The sequence below is a fragment of the Micromonospora sp. NPDC050695 genome, from assembly GCF_040654415.1.
In the GTDB taxonomy this organism is placed as follows: domain Bacteria; phylum Actinomycetota; class Actinomycetes; order Mycobacteriales; family Micromonosporaceae; genus Micromonospora.
Genome location: NZ_JBFAHZ010000035.1, coordinates 26,650 through 44,011, shown reverse-complemented (window position 1 = coordinate 44,011; position 17,362 = coordinate 26,650). Strand labels below are relative to the sequence as shown.

General features: G+C 72.3%; 12 protein-coding genes. 11 read left to right on the top strand and 1 reads right to left on the bottom strand.

From position 1 onward, the window contains the following. Positions 1–3: 3 nt before the first annotated feature. From argS to rho, 9 genes are all read left to right on the top strand, one after another. The gene (gene argS, locus AB0H52_RS22925; protein WP_278126697.1) at positions 4–1,671 is read left to right on the top strand and encodes an arginine--tRNA ligase; all 1,668 of its coding nucleotides are present in this window, start codon (positions 4–6) and stop codon (positions 1,669–1,671) included. 1 nt (position 1,672) lies between these two features. After that, positions 1,673–3,058: a diaminopimelate decarboxylase gene (lysA, locus tag AB0H52_RS22920; protein WP_151490460.1), complete on the top strand. Its 1,386-nt coding sequence runs from the start codon at positions 1,673–1,675 to the stop codon at positions 3,056–3,058. A gap of 8 nt (positions 3,059–3,066) precedes the next feature. Beyond that, on the top strand, positions 3,067–4,377 hold the full coding sequence (locus tag AB0H52_RS22915; protein ID WP_192580298.1) for a homoserine dehydrogenase: 1,311 nt from the start codon (positions 3,067–3,069) through the stop codon (positions 4,375–4,377). 138 nt (positions 4,378–4,515) lie between these two features. Then, entirely contained in the window at positions 4,516–5,565 is a 1,050-nt protein-coding gene (thrC, locus tag AB0H52_RS22910) for a threonine synthase (RefSeq protein WP_151490458.1), read from the top strand. Positions 5,566–5,719: 154 nt separating this feature from the next. Further along, on the top strand, positions 5,720–9,016 hold the full coding sequence (locus AB0H52_RS22905; RefSeq protein WP_151490457.1) for an efflux RND transporter permease subunit: 3,297 nt from the start codon (positions 5,720–5,722) through the stop codon (positions 9,014–9,016). Positions 9,017–9,174: 158 nt separating this feature from the next. Next, positions 9,175–9,990: a polysaccharide deacetylase family protein gene (locus tag AB0H52_RS22900; RefSeq protein ID WP_151490456.1), complete on the top strand. Its 816-nt coding sequence runs from the start codon at positions 9,175–9,177 to the stop codon at positions 9,988–9,990. An 11-nt stretch (positions 9,991–10,001) separates the two neighbouring features. Then, the gene (locus tag AB0H52_RS22895) at positions 10,002–11,246 is read left to right on the top strand and encodes an MFS transporter (RefSeq protein WP_151490455.1); all 1,245 of its coding nucleotides are present in this window, start codon (positions 10,002–10,004) and stop codon (positions 11,244–11,246) included. Between the two features lie 64 nt (positions 11,247–11,310). Next, complete coding sequence (gene thrB, locus AB0H52_RS22890) at positions 11,311–12,255, top strand: homoserine kinase (protein ID WP_151490454.1); 945 nt, start codon at positions 11,311–11,313, stop codon at positions 12,253–12,255. A gap of 296 nt (positions 12,256–12,551) precedes the next feature. Next, the gene (rho, locus tag AB0H52_RS22885; protein WP_357949831.1) at positions 12,552–14,663 is read left to right on the top strand and encodes a transcription termination factor Rho; all 2,112 of its coding nucleotides are present in this window, start codon (positions 12,552–12,554) and stop codon (positions 14,661–14,663) included. A 75-nt stretch (positions 14,664–14,738) separates the two neighbouring features. Here rho and AB0H52_RS22880 read toward each other — a convergent pair whose 3' ends face one another. Then, positions 14,739–15,635 (bottom strand): AAA family ATPase, encoded by an 897-nt coding sequence (locus tag AB0H52_RS22880; protein ID WP_151490452.1) that lies wholly within the window; start codon positions 15,633–15,635, stop codon positions 14,739–14,741. 275 nt (positions 15,636–15,910) lie between these two features. On the opposite strand from AB0H52_RS22880, the gene rpmE reads away from it, so the two are divergent. Both rpmE and prfA read left to right on the top strand, forming a co-directional pair. Further along, positions 15,911–16,135: a 50S ribosomal protein L31 gene (gene rpmE / locus AB0H52_RS22875; RefSeq protein WP_088987870.1), complete on the top strand. Its 225-nt coding sequence runs from the start codon at positions 15,911–15,913 to the stop codon at positions 16,133–16,135. Positions 16,136–16,262: 127 nt separating this feature from the next. After that, on the top strand, positions 16,263–17,351 hold the full coding sequence (prfA, locus tag AB0H52_RS22870) for a peptide chain release factor 1 (RefSeq protein ID WP_151490451.1): 1,089 nt from the start codon (positions 16,263–16,265) through the stop codon (positions 17,349–17,351). Positions 17,352–17,362: the final 11 nt, after the last annotated feature.

Below are 17,362 nucleotides of genomic sequence, written 5' to 3'. Positions count from 1 at the left end.
TGGGTGACTCCTGCAGAACTCGCCTCGGTCGTCCTTGCCGCCGCCCACGCCGTCTTCACCCAGCGTGGGCTGGACCGCGCCGCGCTGCCGGAGCGCACGGTGGTGGAGCGGCCGCGCAACCCCGAGCACGGCGACTACGCCTCCACGCTCGCGCTGCAGTTGAGCAAGAAGGTGGGCGTTCCGCCGCGGGAGCTGGCGACCGCCCTGGCCGACGAGCTGGGTCGGGCACCGGGGGTCAAATCGGTCGAGATCGCCGGGCCGGGCTTCCTGAACATCCGGCTCGACGCGGCCGCCGCCGGCCAGCTCGCCCGGGTGATCGTCGAGGCCGGCGCGGAGTACGGCCGTAGTGACCGGCTGGCCGGCGAGAAGATCAACCTGGAGTTCGTCTCGGCCAACCCGACCGGGCCGGTGCACATCGGCGGGGTCCGCTGGGCGGCCGTCGGCGACGCGTTGAGCCGGCTGCTGCGGGCCACCGGCGCCGACGTCGGCACGGAGTACTACTTCAACGACGCCGGCTCCCAGATCGACCGGTTCGCCCGGTCGCTGCTCGCCGCCGCCAAGGGTGAGCCGGCGCCGGAGGACGGCTACGGCGGGGCGTACATCGCCGAGATCGCCGCCGAGGTGCAGGCCCGCCGCCCGGAGGTGCTGACCCTGGACGACGCCGCGGCCCAGGAGGTGTTCCGGGTCGAGGGTGTCGCGCTGATGTTCGACGAGATCCGCTCCTCGCTGCGGGACTTCGGGGTGGAGTTCGACACCTACTTCAACGAGAAGGACCTGCACGACCGGGGTGAGTTGGACCTTGCCCTGGCCCGGTTGCGCGAGCAGGGGCACCTCTACGAGTCCGAGGGCGCCACCTGGCTGCGCACCACCGACTTCGGCGACGACAAGGACCGGGTGCTGCGCAAGTCCAACGGCGAGTGGACCTACTTCGCCGCGGACTGCGCGTACTACCTGGACAAGCGGGAGCGCGGCTTCGAGCGGGTCGTGATCATGCTGGGCGCCGACCACCACGGCTACATCGGCCGGATGAAGGCGATGGCCGCCTGCTTCGGCGACGACCCGGAGCGCAACCTGGAGATCCTCATCGGGCAGCTGGTCAACCTCGTGCGCGACGGGGCCCCGATGCGGATGAGCAAGCGGGCCGGCACCGTGATCACGCTGGAGGACCTGGTCGACGCGATCGGCGTGGACGCCTCCCGGTACGCGCTGGCCCGCTACTCCAGCGACTCGCCGATCGACATCGACATCGAGTTGTGGACCCGGGCGACCCGCGACAACCCGGTCTACTACGTGCAGTACGTGGCCGCCCGTACGGCGGGCGTGGCCCGCAACGCCGCGGAGGTGGGGCTGGTGCCGGGCGACGCCGACGCGTTCCGCCCCGAGCTGCTCGACCACGAGAAGGAGAACGAGCTGCTCAAGGCGCTCGCCGAGTTCCCGGCGGTGGTGGCCACGGCCGCCGAGCTGCGGGAGCCGCACCGGGTGGCCCGCTACCTGGAGGAGAGCGTCGCGGCGTCCTACCACCGGTTCTACGACAACTGCCGGGTGCTGCCGTTGGGCGACGAGGAGGTCACCGACCTGCACCGCGCCCGGCTGTGGCTCAACAACGCCACCCGTACGGTGATCGCCAACGGTCTGCACCTGCTCGGCGTCTCCGCACCCGAGAGGATGTGACATGAGGGCTCACGAGGCCGGTGCGCTGCACGCGGACATCAGCAACCAGGGGCCGGCCTGGCTGCGTACCCCCGAGGACGTCAACTCCCTCGTGCCGGCGCTGTGGCCGCGCAGCGTGACGCGCGGCGCCGACGGCGCGCTCGCCGTCGCGGGCCTGAGCGTCCGCGACATCGCGGCCGAGTTCGGCACCCCGGTGTACGTCCTCGACGAGGCCGACCTGCGCTCGCGTTGCCGGGACTTCCGGGCGGCGTTCCCGACCGAGGACGTCTTCTACGCCGGCAAGGCGTTCCTCTGCCGGGCGGTGGTCCGCATGATCGCCGAGGAGGGCCTGCACCTGGACGTGTGCAGCGGAGGCGAGCTGGCCACCGCGTTGTCCGCGGGGATGCCGCCGGAGCGGATCGGCTTCCACGGCAACAACAAGTCGATCCGTGAGCTGACCCGGGCGCTGGACGCCGGGGTGGGGCGGATCATCGTCGACTCGTTCACCGAGATCGACCGGCTCACCGCGCTGGCCCGCGAGCGTGGGGTCCGGCCCCGCGTGCTGGTCCGGGTCACCGTCGGCGTCGAGGCGCACACCCACGAGTTCATCGCCACCGCCCACGAGGACCAGAAGTTCGGTTTCTCGCTGGCCGGCGGTGCCGCCGCGAACGCCGCGTTCAAGATCCTCGACGAGGGTGTGCTGGAGCTGCGCGGTCTGCACTCGCACATCGGCTCGCAGATCTTCGACGCCAGCGGGTTCGAGGTCTCGGCCCGCCGGGTGCTGGCCCTGCAGGCGCAGATCCGCGACGCCCGCGGCGTGGAGCTTCCCGAGCTGGACCTGGGCGGCGGGTTCGGCATCGCGTACACCACCCAGGACGACCCGGCGACCCCGCAGGACCTGGCCAAGCGACTGCGCAAGATCGTCGACTCGGAGTGCGCGGCGGAGAACCTGGCCGTACCGCACCTGTCGATCGAACCGGGTCGGGCCATCGTCGGGCCGGCCGTGTTCACCCTCTACGAGGTCGGCACGGTCAAGGATCTCGACGGCATCCGCACGTACGTCAGTGTGGACGGCGGGATGAGCGACAACATCCGCACCGCGCTGTACGACGCGTCGTACTCGGCGACGCTGGCCTCCCGGGCGTCGGCCGCGCAGCCGTTGCTCGCCCGCGTGGTGGGAAAGCACTGTGAGTCCGGGGACATCGTGGTGAAGGATGAATTCCTGCCCGCCGACGTGCAGCCCGGAGATCTTGTCGCAGTGCCCGGCACCGGCGCGTACTGCCGGAGCATGGCCAGCAACTACAACCACGTGCCCCGGCCACCGGTGATCGCGGTGCGTGACGGCCAGGCGCGTCTGATCGTCCGGCGGGAAACCGAAGACGACCTGCTCGCATTGGATGTTGGATGACGTCACCTGTGCGCTTGGCACTGCTCGGCTGCGGCACGGTCGGCCAGGAGGTGGTGCGGCTGCTGCACGAGCAGTCGACGGACCTGGCCGCCCGCATCGGCGCTCCGCTGGAGATCGCCGGCATCGCCGTCCGCCGGCTCGGGCGTGACCGCGGTGACCTGCCGGTCGACGACGACCTGTTCACCACCGACGCGCTCGGCCTGATCAAGCGCGACGACGTGGACGTGGTGATCGAGGTGGTCGGTGGCATCGAGCCGGCCCGGGGTTGGCTGGTCGAGGCGCTGCGCGCCGGCAAGAGCGTGGTCACCGCCAACAAGGCGCTGCTCGCCGAGGACGGCGCGGCGCTGCACGACGCGGCGGCCGAGGGCGGCGGCGACCTCTACTACGAGGCGTCCGTGGCCGGGGCCATCCCGCTGCTGCGCCCGCTGCGCGAGTCGCTGCACGGCGACCGGATCACCCGGGTCACCGGCATCGTCAACGGCACCACCAACTTCATCCTCTCCGCGATGGACGCCACCGGCGCCGGCTTCGCCGAGGCCCTCGACGAGGCCACCGAGCTGGGGTACGCGGAGGCCGACCCGACGGCCGACGTGGAGGGCTTCGACGCGGCGGCGAAGGCGGCGATCCTCGCCTCGCTGGCGTTCCACACCCGGGTCGGCGCCGCCGACGTGCACCGGGAGGGCATCACCGAGGTGACCGCCGCGGACGTGGCCAGCGCCCGGGCGATGGGTTGCACGATCAAGCTGCTGTGCATCGCGGCCCGGGGCGTCGACCCGACCGGCCGGGAGACGGTCAGCGTCCGGGTGCACCCGGCGATGATCCCGCGCAGCCACCCGCTGGCCAGCGTCGGTGACGCGTTCAACGCGGTCTTCGTCGAGGCCGACGCGGCCGGGCAGCTGATGTTCTACGGCCGGGGCGCGGGTGGCGCGCCGACCGCCAGCGCCGTGCTCGGCGACGTGGTCGCGGTGTCCCGTAACCGGCTCGCCGGGGTGCGCGCGGCCAGCGAGAGCGCGTACGCGGACCTGGCGGTCCGGCCGATGGGCGAGGCGCTGACCCGCTACCACGTGAGCCTCGACGTGGCCGACCGTCCGGGTGTGCTGGCCGCGGTGGCGGGCGTGTTCGCCCGGCACGACGTGTCGATCGCGACCGTGCGGCAGGGTTCGGCGGGTGGGTCGCCCGGCCGCGACGGCGACGCCGAGCTGGTCATCGTCACCCACGTGGCACCGGACGCGGCGCTCGCCGCGACCGTCGGTGAGCTGCGCGGTCTGGACATTGTCCGGTCGGTGACCAGTGTGCTGCGGGTCGAGGGCGACGCCTGAGTCGTTGCACCGTCGACGGGAGTGCTCGCGCGTCCCGCCAGGTGGGTAAGCCGGGGTGTGCCGTCGATCGCTCCGGCAGGGTGGTCCAGGGTGGCCTGGTGCTCAGGTCGGCGTGGCGGTAGAGGCGAGGAGAGCGACATGTGGCGGGGTCTGATCGAGGCGTACCGGGATCGGCTGCCGGTCACCGCGGCCACGCCGGTCGTCACGCTGCACGAGGGCAACACTCCGCTGCTGCCGGCGCCCGTGCTCTCCGCCCGGATCGGCTGCGACGTGCACCTCAAGGTGGAGGGTGCCAACCCGACCGGCTCCTTCAAGGACCGGGGGATGACCCTCGCGGTGTCCAAGGCGGTCGAGGCCGGCAACAAGGCGATCATCTGCGCGTCCACCGGTAACACCAGCGCGTCCGCCGCCGCGTACGCGGCGCGGGCCGGGCTGACCTGCGCGGTGCTGGTGCCGCAGGGCAAGATCGCGTTGGGCAAGCTGGCCCAGGCGCTGGTGCACGGCGCGAAGCTGCTCCAGGTGAGCGGCAACTTCGACGACTGCCTGTCGCTCGCCGCGAAGCTCGCCCAGGATCACCCGGTGGCACTGGTCAACTCGGTCAACATCGACCGGCTGCACGGCCAGAAGACGGCGGCCTTCGAGATCGTCGAGGCGCTCGGGGACGCGCCCGACATCCACTGCCTGCCGGTCGGTAACGCCGGCAACATCTCCGCCTACTGGATGGGGTACGCGGAGGAGCGCGCCGCCGGCGCCACCACCCGCGCCCCGAAGATGTACGGCTTCCAGGCCGCCGGTGCGGCCCCGATCGTGACCGGTCAGGTCGTGCCGGAGCCGTCGACCATCGCCACCGCCATCCGGATCGGCAACCCGGCGAGCTGGACCAAGGCGCTCGACGCGCGGGACGCCTCCGGCGGCCTGATCGCCGCGGTGACCGACCGGGAGATCCTCACCGCGTACCGACTGCTCGCCCGCGAGGTGGGGGTCTTCGTCGAGTTGGGCAGCGCGGCCAGCGTGGCCGGCCTGCTCCAACAGGCTGCGGCGGGCGCGGTGCCGCCCGGCTCGACGGTGGTCTGCACGGTGACCGGCCACGGTCTGAAGGACCCGGAGTGGGCCATCTCCACGGCACCCGCCCCGCTGACCATCGCGAACGACCCGATGGCCGCCGCCCGGGCCCTCGACCTGGCCTGAGAGCGGTGCCGCCCGCCGGTGCGGGCGGGGGCGTGACCGGCCGTCGACCGGCGGCGGTGGGACGGCCCTGGGGGCGGCGGGTGTTCCGGTGATCGAGTCCGGCACACTTTCGGGTATCCCCGCCCGCATTCTCTTCCAGGAGTGAGCCAGGCCGATGTCGCTGCTCGCCAGATTCAGCCTCGCCAACCGAGGGCTGGTCGCCCTCATCGCGGTGGTGACCACGGCGTTCGGAGCGTTCGCCGTGCCGTCGCTGAAGCAGCAACTGCTGCCGTCGCTCGAGTTCCCGGCCGCGTTCATCGTGGCCGCCTATCCCGGCGCCGGACCCGAGATCGTCGAGTCGCAGGTGACCGAGCCGATCGAGAACGCGCTCCAGGGCATTCCCGGGTTGGACAAGGTCACCTCCACGTCCCGTGAGGGCTCGGCCACCGTCCAGGTGGAGTACGAGTTCGGCACCGACCTGGACGACGTGGTCAACAAGATGCAGACCGCGTTGAGCCGGATCGACGCCCAACTGCCGGAGAGCGTCGACCCGCAGGTCATCGCGGGCAGCACCGACGACCTGCCGGCGGTGGTGCTGGCCGCGGCCGGTGCGGCCGACGAGCGGGCGCTCGCCGAGAAGCTGCGTGCGACGGTGGTGCCGGAGCTGGAGGGCATCGAGGGGGTCCGCACGGTCGAGGTGACCGGTACCCGCGACGACATCGTCGTGGTCACCCCCGACCTGGCCAAGCTGGGTGCGGCGAAGCTCCAGCCGACCGCTATCGGCGCCGCGCTGAAGACCAATGGCGTGTCGGTGCCGGCCGGTGCGGTGACCGACGGCAACCTCGCCCTTCCGGTGCAGGTCGGTACGCCCGTCGCCACCCTGGACGACCTGCGCGGCATCGTCGTCGCCCCGGGCGCGGCCCCGGTCCGCCTCGGTGACGTGGCGACCGTCGAGCAGGCGCTCGCCCCGGCCACCGCGATCACCCGTACCAACGGCAAGGACAGCCTCGGCATCGCGATCACCGCGGCGCCGGACGGCAACGCGGTGGAGATCTCGCACGAGATCCGGGACCGGCTGGCGGAGCTGAAGAACGCCTCCGGCGCCGAGCTGACCGTGGTGTTCGACCAGGCGCCGTTCGTCGAGAAGTCGATCGAGTCGCTGACCACCGAGGGTCTGCTGGGCCTGCTGATGGCCGTCATCGTGATCCTGGTGTTCCTGCTGTCGATCCGCTCGACGGTGGTCACCGCGGTGTCCATCCCGCTGTCGGTGCTGGTGGCGCTGATCGCCCTGTGGATCGGCGACTACTCGCTCAACCTGCTGACCCTCGGCGCGCTCACCATCGCGGTCGGCCGGGTGGTGGACGACTCGATCGTGGTGTTGGAGAACATCAAACGACACCTGGAGTACGGCGAGGAGAAGCGGCAGGCGATCATCACCGGCGTCCGTGAGGTGGCCGGCGCGGTGACCGCGTCCACCCTCACCACGGTGGCGGTGTTCGCGCCGATCGCGCTGGTCGGCGGGTTCGTCGGGCAGCTCTTCGCGCCGTTCGCGATCACCGTGACGGTGGCGCTGCTCGCGTCGCTGCTGGTGTCGCTGACCGTGATCCCGGTGCTGGCGTACTGGTTCCTCACGCCGCGTGGCGGCACCCCGGACGACGAGGCGGTGCGGCGCGGCGCGGAGGAGAAGGAGCTGCGCAGCCCGTTGCAGCGGTCGTACCTGCCGGTGATCGGGTTCGCCACCCGCAAGCGGTCCACCCGCTGGATCACGGTCGGGCTCGGGCTGCTGGTGCTCTTCGGCACCTTCGGGTTGGCCCAGAAGCTGGAGACCAACTTCCTGGACGACTCCGGTCAGGACACGCTGAGCTTCCGCCAGGAGTTGCCGGCCGGCAGTGGCCTGGCCGCCACCGACGCCGCCGCCAAGCAGGTCGAGGCGGTGCTCGGGCGGGTCGACGGGGTCGAGACGTACCAGGTGACCGCCGGCGGCGGGGACACCCCGTGGGCGGGCGGCGGCGGCAACAACGTCGCGAGCTGGTCGCTGGCCCTGGACGGGGACACCGACGCCAAGCAGATGCGCGAGCAGCTGCGCAAGGAGTTCGACAAGCTCGGCACCGGCGTGGGTGAGGTCAGCTTCGGTGGCGGGCAGGACGCCTCGACCAGCCAGCTTGAGGTGATCGTGCAGGCCAGCGACCCGGAGGTGCTGACCCGCGCCACCGAGGCGGCCCGGACGGCGATGGCCGGGGTGCCGGACGTCGAGGATGTCACCACCAGCCTCGCCGACCGGGTGCCGAGGGTCGACGTGACCGTGGACCGGGTCGCCGCCGGCCGGGTCGGCCTCACCGAGGCCGCGGTGGGTCAGCTCGTGTCGCAGGCGTTCCGCGGGGCGCCGCTGGGCCAGGTGGCACTCGACGGCCGCCAGCAGAACGTGGTGCTACGGCTGGGCGCGCAGCCGCCGGTGTCGGTGCAGGAACTGCGCGCCCTGCCGGTGGGTCCGGTGAAGCTGGACGACATCGCGGACGTCACCCAGGGCGAGGGCCCGCAGCAGGTCACCCGCATCGACGGTGAGCGCAGCGTGTCGGTGACCGGCGCGGCGACCGGCTCGAACCTGGGCGCGACCAGCCAGGAGTTGCAGAAGCGTCTGGACGGCATCGACGTGCCGGGGGCGAGCTTCACCATCGGTGGGGTCAGCGCCGACCAGGCGGACGCCTTCGGTGACCTGGGCCTGGCCGTGCTGGCCGCCATCGCGATCGTATTCCTGATCATGGTGGCCACGTTCCGGAGCCTCACCCAGGCGCTGATCCTGCTGATCTCCATCCCGTTCGCGGCGACCGGCGCGATCGGCCTGCTGCTGATCACCGGGACGCCGCTGGGCGTGCCCGCGCTGATCGGTGTGCTGATGCTGGTCGGCATCGTGGTGACGAACGCGATCGTGCTGCTCGACCTGATCAACCAGTACCGTGCCCAGGGCATGGGGGTCCGGGAGGCGGTGGTCGAGGGTGGCCGGCGCCGGCTGCGCCCGATCCTGATGACCGCGGTGGCGACGATCTTCGCGCTGCTGCCGATGGCGCTCGGGTTGACCGGCGAGGGCGGGTTCATCTCGCAGCCGCTGGCGGTCGTGGTGATCGGCGGCCTGCTCAGCTCGACGCTGCTCACGTTGATCCTGGTGCCGACGCTGTACACGATGGTGGAGCACACCAAGGAGTCGTTGCGCGAGCGGCGTCGGCGTCGGCGCTCCGGCGAGCCGGCGGCTTCCGAGCCGACCGGCCCGGCGGCCGCCGAGCAGGACGGCCCGAACCAGGTGGCGGTGCCGGCCGGTGCGCCCGCACAGGCGCAGGCGTCGGGCGAGGGTTCACCGTCCGCGGCGGCGCGCCCCGCGCCGTCGGGCGCGCTGGTGGACGGTACGGACCAGTTCGAGGTGCTGCGGCTGCCCCGTAGCCGCACCTCGCCGCTGCCCCCGTCGGAGCCGACCGAGTAGTCGGACGACAGTGCGGAACGCCCCCGGCAGGCTCGACCTGCCGGGGGCGTCCCGTACGTCGGCGCGGACACTCCGATCGAACGACCGAGCCGGTACTTTGCGTCATCTCTTGCATACTCCTAGTAGATGTCAGAAGTGTCGGCGAGCGGGGCGGGCAGATGACCGAGATTGCGCACGGGTGGTCCCGGCGCGATCTGCTGCGCGGCGCTGCCCTGGTGGCGACCGGGATGGCCGCCGGCGCGGGAGCCACCGACATGTGGTTCACCCACCGCCGGCTGCCCCTCGGTGGCGGCCCGGCCAGCGCCACCCTCGGCAACGGGCCGCAGGACGTCGGCTCCGGCGTACTGCCGGTCGTCTGGTCGGGAACGACCACGCGGCGGCTGGTCGCGCTCACCTTCGACGACGGGCCGGCACCACAGTGGACGCCGATGGTGCTGGACACCCTCGCCGAGCACCGGGTGCCGGCCACCTTCTTCATGGTCGGCGCGCAGGTCCGGCGGCACGCCGACGTCGTACGCGGCCGACTCACCGAGCACGAGGTGGGCAACCACAGTTGGCAGCACCGGGACCTGGCCCAGATGGACGCCGCGGCGGCGTACGACGACCTGAGGCGCAGCCACGACGTGATCGCCGAGGTGACCGGCGCTCCGCCCCGGCTGGTCCGCCCGCCGTACGGCCACCTGGGCGGGGCGGTGCTGCACGCGGCGGCACGACTGGACTGTCGGCTGGTGCTCTGGTCGTTGCAGATGGTGGAGCGTGAGTACCCGGACGACCCGGCCGGTCACGCCCGGCGGATCGTGGCCGACGTCCGACCCGGGGCGATCGTGCTCGGGCACGACGTGGGTCAGCCGCGACGTCTGGTCGCCCTGCGCGGCCTACCCGACATGATCAACGGGCTGCGGGCGCGCGGCTACACCTTCGTGACCGTCTCGGCGCTGCTGGGAGCACGCGTGGCCCCGACGCGGACCGGGTAGGGTCGCGCTCCGTGGCGTCCACCCTCTCGGTCCTTACCGGCAATCGGAGCTTCCGCAATCTCTTCCTCGCCGAGCTGGTGGTCTTCGGCGCCGACTGGTTCGTCATGGTGCCGCTGCTGGTGCTGCTGCCGCACCTGACCGGCAGTGGCGTGTGGGGCGCGCTGGTGCTCGCCGTGGACACCGGCATCGTGGCGTTGCTGCTGCCGTACACCGGCACGATCGCCGACCGGTTCGACCGCCGGAAGATCATGATCGGCGCGAACGTGGCCGCGCTGGCGGGCGTGCTGCTGCTGCTCGGCGTCCAGAGCCGGGGCACGGCCTGGCTGGCGCTGGTGGCGATCGGCGTCGTCGCGGTCGCCAAGGCGTTCTACTCGCCGGCCGCCCAGGCCGCGTTGCCCAACGTCCTGGAGCCGCACGAGCTCGCCGCCGGGAACGCCGTGGCCGGCTCGGCCTGGGGCACCATGACGGTGGTGGGCGCCTCGCTCGGCGGCGTGCTCAGCGCGGCCGCCGGCCCGTACGCCTGCTTCTGGGTGGCGGCGGTGGGCCTGGCGCTGGCGGCGGGCCTGGCCACGCGGATCCGCCGGCCGTTGCAGGCGCCGCGCGACGCCGACCTGCCGGTCCAGCGGACCTGGGCGGCGGTCCGCGAGGCGCTCAGCTACATCGGCCACCGGCCACGGGTGCTGGCGCTGGTCACGGTGAAGTCGGCGGTCGGGCTGGGCAACGGGGTGCTGACCGTGTTCCCGCTGCTCGCCGGCGTCTACGGCGTGGGCCCGCTGGGCGCCGGCCTGCTCTTCGCGGTCCGCGGTGCGGGCGCGCTGGTCGGGCCCATCCTGATGCGGAGGGTGCTGACCAACCGGTCCTGGCTGCTGCCCGGGCTCGCGCTGTCCATGTCGCTCTACGGCCTGTCCTACCTGGGCACGTCGGTGGTCCGGTGGTTCCCGCTGGTGCTGCTGCTGGTCTTCGTGGCGCACTTCGCCGGCGGCAGCAACTGGGTGATGTCGAACTTCGCCCTGCAGGGCGAGGTGCCAGACCGGCTGCGTGGTCGTGTGTTCGCCACCGACATGATGCTCGCGACGCTGGCCATCTCCGTGAGCCAGCTGGCGGTGGCCCTGGTCGTGGACGTGGTGGACGAGCGGGTGGTGCTGGCCGGCTGCGGTCTGGTCACCCTCGTGTACGCGGTGGGCTGGCGGATCGCCACGCGCCGGCTCTCGCTCACCGACCCGAGCACCGAGCCGGTCCCGGACCGGGCCGGCTGACCCGGCCGGTCCCAAGCTGCGGGCGCGGGACCGGATCGTCGGTGCCGACCCCTAGCATGAGCGCGTGCCGACGAACTTCACCGCCGGGCCGGTCCGGGTCCGGGTTCCCGCGACCAGCGCCAACCTGGGCCCGGGCTTCGACGCGCTGGGCCTCGCCCTGGGCCTGTACGACGACCTGGCGGCCGAGGTCGCGTCGGGTGGGGTCCGGGTGACGGTGACCGGGCAGGGCGCCGGCGAGTTGCCCGACGACGACCGTCACCTGGTGGTGCGGGCCATGCGGGCCGCCTTCGACGTGCTGGGCGCGCAACCCACGGGGCTGAGCGTGGAGTGCGTCAACCGGATCCCGCAGGCGCGCGGGCTGGGCTCCTCGTCCGCCGCGATCGTCGCCGGTGTGCTGCTGGCCCGCGCGCTGGTCGTCGACGGGAGCCAACGGTTGGACACCGCCGGCGTGCTCCGGCTGACCGCCGAGATCGAGGGTCATCCCGACAACGTCGCCCCCTGCCTGCTGGGCGGTTTCACGCTGGCCTGGTCCGAGCCGGCCGGTGCCCGCGCGGTGTCCCTGCCGGTCGCCGAGGGGGTGCGACCATCTCTTTTCGTGCCGGCCGAGCGTGGATTGACCGCGACCGCACGGGCCGCGTTGCCGGCCACCGTGCCGCACGGCGACGCCGCGTTGACCGCCGGACGGGCGGCGCTGCTCGTGCACGCGCTCACCACGGACCCGTCGCTGCTGCTGCCGGCCACCGTTGACCGACTGCACCAGAGCTACCGCGCGGCCGGGATGCCGGCCACATCTTCCCTGGTCAACGCGCTGCGAGAGGCCGGAGTGGCGGCTGTGGTCAGTGGGGCCGGGCCGACCGTGCTCGCGCTCACCGCCCCCCCGGCGGGCTTCCCCCTGGGAACAGACTGGCAGTTCTGGAAGTTACCGATAGACGTCAGCGGCGCGCGGGTTGCCCGGGGTAGACTTGGACACGCCGAGCGGGACCCTGTTGCCGCAGGTCGGAAGAGTTGATTACGCTCTAGACCTAGCACAGCCGCGAAGCACGCGATCTCCTGCGGGGCGGCGCACCCCCGAAGCTCTCGGCGGTCAGCCCGTCACCCCTGCCAAGGCCCACGCCGCACCGCAGTTTCCACAGGTCGCCGCAGACGGCGAGACCTGCTCACCGAGCTCTGGTGAGTCGGGATACCGACCGGCTGCTGTGTCACAGACTCCCGCGACGCGTCCTTGCGAGGCGGGTGCACCGAGGCCGCCCGGCCACCTGAGTTCCGACTCCGGGCAGTCCCGGCCTTATCGAGGGAAGGAATCCATTGAGCGACACCACCGACGTGACGTCGGATGTTTCCAACGTCGCTGGCGATGCCACCACCGCCGCTCCCGCCCGTCGTCGGCGTAGCGGCACCGGTCTGTCGGCGATGCTGCTGCCAGAGCTGCAGAGCCTGGCCGCGTCGCTCGGCATCTCCGGCACGGCTCGCATGCGCAAGGGCGAGCTGATCGCCGCGATCTCCGAGCGGCAGGGCGGCAACGCTGCCGGGACCCCTCGACCGCGGGCCGAGGTCGCGGCTGCGGCCGCTCCGACCCGGGAGGGGGTGCGCGCCGAGGTGCGGGAGACCGCCGACCGGCCGGCAGCCGAAGGCCGCAGCGCCGACCAGGCGCCGGCCGAGCCGGCCGCCGAGACCGAGGGCCGGGGTCGTACCCGGCGCAGCCGCACCGCCACGGCGGAGGCTCGTAACACCGAGGCTCGTGGCACCGAGGCTCGTGGCACCGAGGCTCGCGCCACGGAGGCGCGTAGCAGCGAGGCGCGTACCGACGAGGTCGAGACCGCCGAGCGGACCGACCGGGGCGAGAACCGCCGGGATCGGGCCGAGCGTCCGGAGCGTGCCGACCGGGGCGAGCGTGCCGACCGTGGTGAGCGTGCCGAGCGCAGCGACCGGGGCGAGCGTGCCGACCGTGGTGAGCGTGCCGAGCGCAACGACCGGGGCGAGCGTGCCGACCGTGGTGAGCGTGCCGAGCGCAACGACCGGGGCGAGCGTGCCGACCGCGGTGACCGTGCCGAGCGCAACGACCGGGGCGACCGCAACGACCGGGGCGACCGTAACGACCGTAACGACCGTAACGACCGTGGTCAGCGCGCCGAGCGGGACAACGACGACGACGACGGCGAGGGCGGCGGTCGGCGCGGCCGGCGCAGCCGTTTCCGCGACCGTCGCCGTGGGCGTGGCGAGCGCACCGAGACCGGTGGCGACACCGGTGGGCGTGAGCCGCAGGTCAGCGAGGACGACGTGCTCGTCCCGGTGGCCGGCATCATCGACGTGCTCGACAACTACGCCTTCGTCCGGACGACCGGCTACCTGGCCGGCCCGAACGACGTGTACGTCTCGATGTCCCAGATCAAGAAGTACGGCCTGCGCCGCGGTGACGCGATCACCGGCGCGGTGCGCGCGGCCCGCGAGGGCGGCAACAGCGGCGATCAGCGGCGGGACAAGTACAACCCGCTGATGCGGCTGGACACGATCAACGGGATGGAGCCGGAGGAGGCGCGGCGTCGGCCCGAGTTCTACAAGCTCACGCCGCTCTACCCGCAGGAGCGCCTGCGGCTGGAGACCGAGCCGCACATCCTGACCACGCGGGTCATCGACCTGGTCATGCCGATCGGCAAGGGCCAGCGAGCGCTCATCCAGTCTCCGCCCAAGGCGGGTAAGACGATGGTGCTGCAGGCGATCGCCAACGCGATCACCCGCAACAACCCGGAGTGCCACCTGATGGTGGTGCTGGTGGACGAGCGGCCCGAAGAGGTCACCGACATGCAGCGGTCGATCAAGGGCGAGGTCATCGCGGCCACGTTCGACCGTCCGCCGCAGGACCACACCACGGTTGCCGAGCTGGCGATCGAGCGGGCGAAGCGTCTGGTCGAGCTGGGCCACGACGTGGTCGTGCTGCTCGACTCGGTGACCCGGCTCGGTCGGTCGTACAACCTGGCGGCGCCGGCCAGCGGCCGGATCATGTCGGGTGGTATCGACTCCACCGCGCTCTACCCGCCGAAGCGCTTCCTCGGAGCGGCCCGCAACATCGAGAACGGCGGCTCGCTGACCATCATCGCCACGGCGCTGGTGGAGACCGGGTCCATGGCGGACACGGTCATCTTCGAGGAGTTCAAGGGCACCGGTAACGCGGAGCTGAAGCTGGACCGGAAGATCGCCGACAAGCGCACCTTCCCGGCCATCGACATCAACCCGTCCGGTACGCGTAAGGAAGAGGTCCTGCTCGCACCCGAGGAGCTGGCCATCATCCACAAGCTCCGGAAGGTGCTGCACTCGCTGGACTCGCAGGCCGCGATGGATCTCCTGCTGGACCGGCTCAAGCAGTCCCGCACCAACATCGAGTTCCTGATGCAGATCGCGAAGTCGACGCCGGGGGAGTGACGCTCTCCGGTTGACCGACGACGAAGGGGCACGGCCACCGCGGCCGTGCCCCTTCGGCATGTCGCACCGTCCACTTCAGAAGTCGCCGTCGGCCACCTGGAATACGGTCAGGCCGAGGGACCGCCACATCTGCACCACCTGGACGCGGTCGTCGAAGACGCCCACCACCCGGTAGCGGTCGCGGATCTCCCGGTCGTAGATCTCCCGCTTGACGATCGAGTCCCGGCGGGTGTCGCCGACCGCCCGCAGGTGCAGGCCGAGGTAGGGAACGCGGACGTGTCGAGCCAGCCACGCCTCGGTGGCCGTGCGGGCGGAGGCGTCCCGCCCGGAGCAGAAGACCACCCCGTACCCGGCGGCGTGCATGGCCCGGACGGCGGCGATCACCGCCGGGTTCGGCGCGTCCTGGCCCACCCGGGTCATGTCGTACGGGCTGCGGGACACGGCCAGCGCGACGGTGCCGTCGATGTCGACCAGGACGATCTCCGGCGGCTCGGTCGACGGCGGATGGGCGGTGGCGGGCCCTCCGGTGCGGGCCTGCGGCACCGGCAGCGGCAGCGTGCGCCCCTCGAGGTACCGCTCGTGCAGCCGACGGATCGCGTCCGCGCCGACCTGGTCGGCCACCGGACGGGCCGCGTCGCGGCGCAGGCACTCCTCCAGCGGTACGTCGGTGAAGTCGTGCACCTCGAAATCCGCGCCGTGTCGGGCGGCCAGATCGGCCCAGCCCCGCAGTGTCCGGGCGCGCAGGTTGGTGTCGTCCACGCAGACGTCCGCCCGAGCCCTCAGCAGTGCCTCGACCTGGGCCCGCTGCACGACGGTCACCTGCGCCTCGGCCCACTGGGTGAACAGCCGCTCGCCGTGCAGCATCCGGCGCAGGTCGTCCCGGTTGACCCGCAGCACGGACGGCTGGAGCGTACGGGCGAAGGTGGTCTTGCCTGAGGCGGGCAGCCCTCGGGTGGCGATCAGGCGGGTCATCGGCGTACCTCGGTCCGGGCCGGCGTACCCCCGGCGGGGTACGTGGCGGTGGCTCGCGGGGCGGGCGAATGCGTCGGCCGGCGGCGGGAATGCGGACGGGTGGGCACGTGTTGACGATGCCGGACGAGGTGTGCGGCCCGATTGCCGGGTCGGCTCAGGCCCATGGCACACTGGTCAATCGGCCACCGGTTCCGGTTCACGCCCGAGCCCGTCGCGTACGGCGCGACGGGCGGTGACGGCGACCCGGCGACCACCAACGAGAGGACCGAGGCGAGATGAAGGCAAACATCCACCCGGAGTACACGACCACCGAGGTCAGCTGCTCCTGTGGCAACACGTTCACGACCCGCAGCACCGCCAAGGGCGGGGCGATCCACGTCGAGACCTGCAGCGCCTGCCACCCGTTCTACACCGGTAAGCAGCGCGTTCTCGACACCGCCGGCCGGGTCGCGAAGTTCCAGCAGAAGTACGCCAAGGTTCAGGCGAAGAAGGCCAAGTAACTCCTCGTTCGGCGCCCGCGTCCGGTTTACCGCCGGACGCGGGCGCCGTCCGCGTTTCGCCTGTTTCCGCCCGCCGGCCGGCCTCCGTGCCGGCCCGGTGCCGCACCGTCGAAGGAGCAACCCCAGCATGAGCAGCGAGCGTCTGGCCGGCCTCCTCGACGAGTACGCCGAGCTGGAGAAGCGGCTGGCGGACCCGGCGATCCACGCCGACCAGGCCACCGCGCGCCGGGTCGGCCGCCGGTACGCCGAGCTGGTGCCGCTGCACAAGGCCGCCGACGAGCTGGAGCAGGCGCGCGCCGACCTGGCCGCGGCACGCGAGTTGGCCGCCGAGGATCCGTCCTTCGCCGGCGAGGCGGAGTCGATCGCGGCGTCCCTGCCGGCCCTGGAGGAGCGTCTCGCCGAGTTGCTCATCCCGCGTGACCCGCACGACGCCAAGGACGTGATCGTCGAGATCAAGGCGGGGGAGGGCGGCGAGGAGTCCGCGCTCTTCGCCGGTGACCTGCTGCGGATGTACTCCCGGTACGCGGAGCGCCACGGCTGGGTCACCGAGGTGATCGACGCACAGGATTCGGACCTGGGCGGGGTCAAGGACGTGTCGCTGTCGATCAAGACCAAGGGTGTGCCGGAGGGCGGCAACGGCGTCTGGTCGCGGCTCAAGTGGGAGGGCGGCGTGCACCGGGTGCAGCGCGTCCCGGTCACCGAGTCGCAGGGCCGGATCCACACCAGCGCCGCCGGTGTGCTGGTGCTGCCCGAGGCCGAGGACGTCGACGTCACGATCGACCAGAACGACCTGCGGATCGACGTGTTCCGTTCGTCCGGCCCGGGCGGGCAGTCGGTGAACACCACCGACTCGGCGGTGCGGATCACCCACCTGCCGACCGGCATCGTCGTCTCCTGTCAGAACGAGAAGTCCCAGTTGCAGAACCGGGAGCAGGCCATGCGCATCCTGCGGGCCCGGCTGCTCGCGGCCGCCCAGGAGCAGGCCGACGCCGCCGCCTCGGACGCCCGCAAGGCGCAGGTGCGCACGGTGGACCGTTCGGAGCGGATCCGCACCTACAACTTCCCGCAGAACCGGATCACCGACCACCGGATCGGCTACACCGCGTACAACCTGGACCTGGCGCTGGCCGGCGAGCTGGACGGCGTCCTGGACGCCCTGACCGAGGCCGACCGCGCCGCCCGCCTGGCCGGCGACACCGAGCTGACCCGCCGCTGACCCCGCTGTCG

Excerpts from the sequence above, each read along its gene's own strand:
- lysA (WP_151490460.1), top strand. The coding sequence starts at position 1,673 with ATGAGGGCTCACGAGGCCGGTGCGCTGCACGCGGACATCAGCAACCAG.
- AB0H52_RS22880 (WP_151490452.1), bottom strand. The coding sequence starts at position 15,635 with ATGACCCGCCTGATCGCCACCCGAGGGCTGCCCGCCTCAGGCAAGACC.
- thrC (WP_151490458.1), top strand. The coding sequence starts at position 4,516 with ATGTGGCGGGGTCTGATCGAGGCGTACCGGGATCGGCTGCCGGTCACC.
- prfA (WP_151490451.1), top strand. The coding sequence starts at position 16,263 with ATGAGCAGCGAGCGTCTGGCCGGCCTCCTCGACGAGTACGCCGAGCTG.
- rpmE (WP_088987870.1), top strand. The coding sequence starts at position 15,911 with ATGAAGGCAAACATCCACCCGGAGTACACGACCACCGAGGTCAGCTGC.
- AB0H52_RS22900 (WP_151490456.1), top strand. The coding sequence starts at position 9,175 with ATGACCGAGATTGCGCACGGGTGGTCCCGGCGCGATCTGCTGCGCGGC.
- AB0H52_RS22905 (WP_151490457.1), top strand. The coding sequence starts at position 5,720 with ATGTCGCTGCTCGCCAGATTCAGCCTCGCCAACCGAGGGCTGGTCGCC.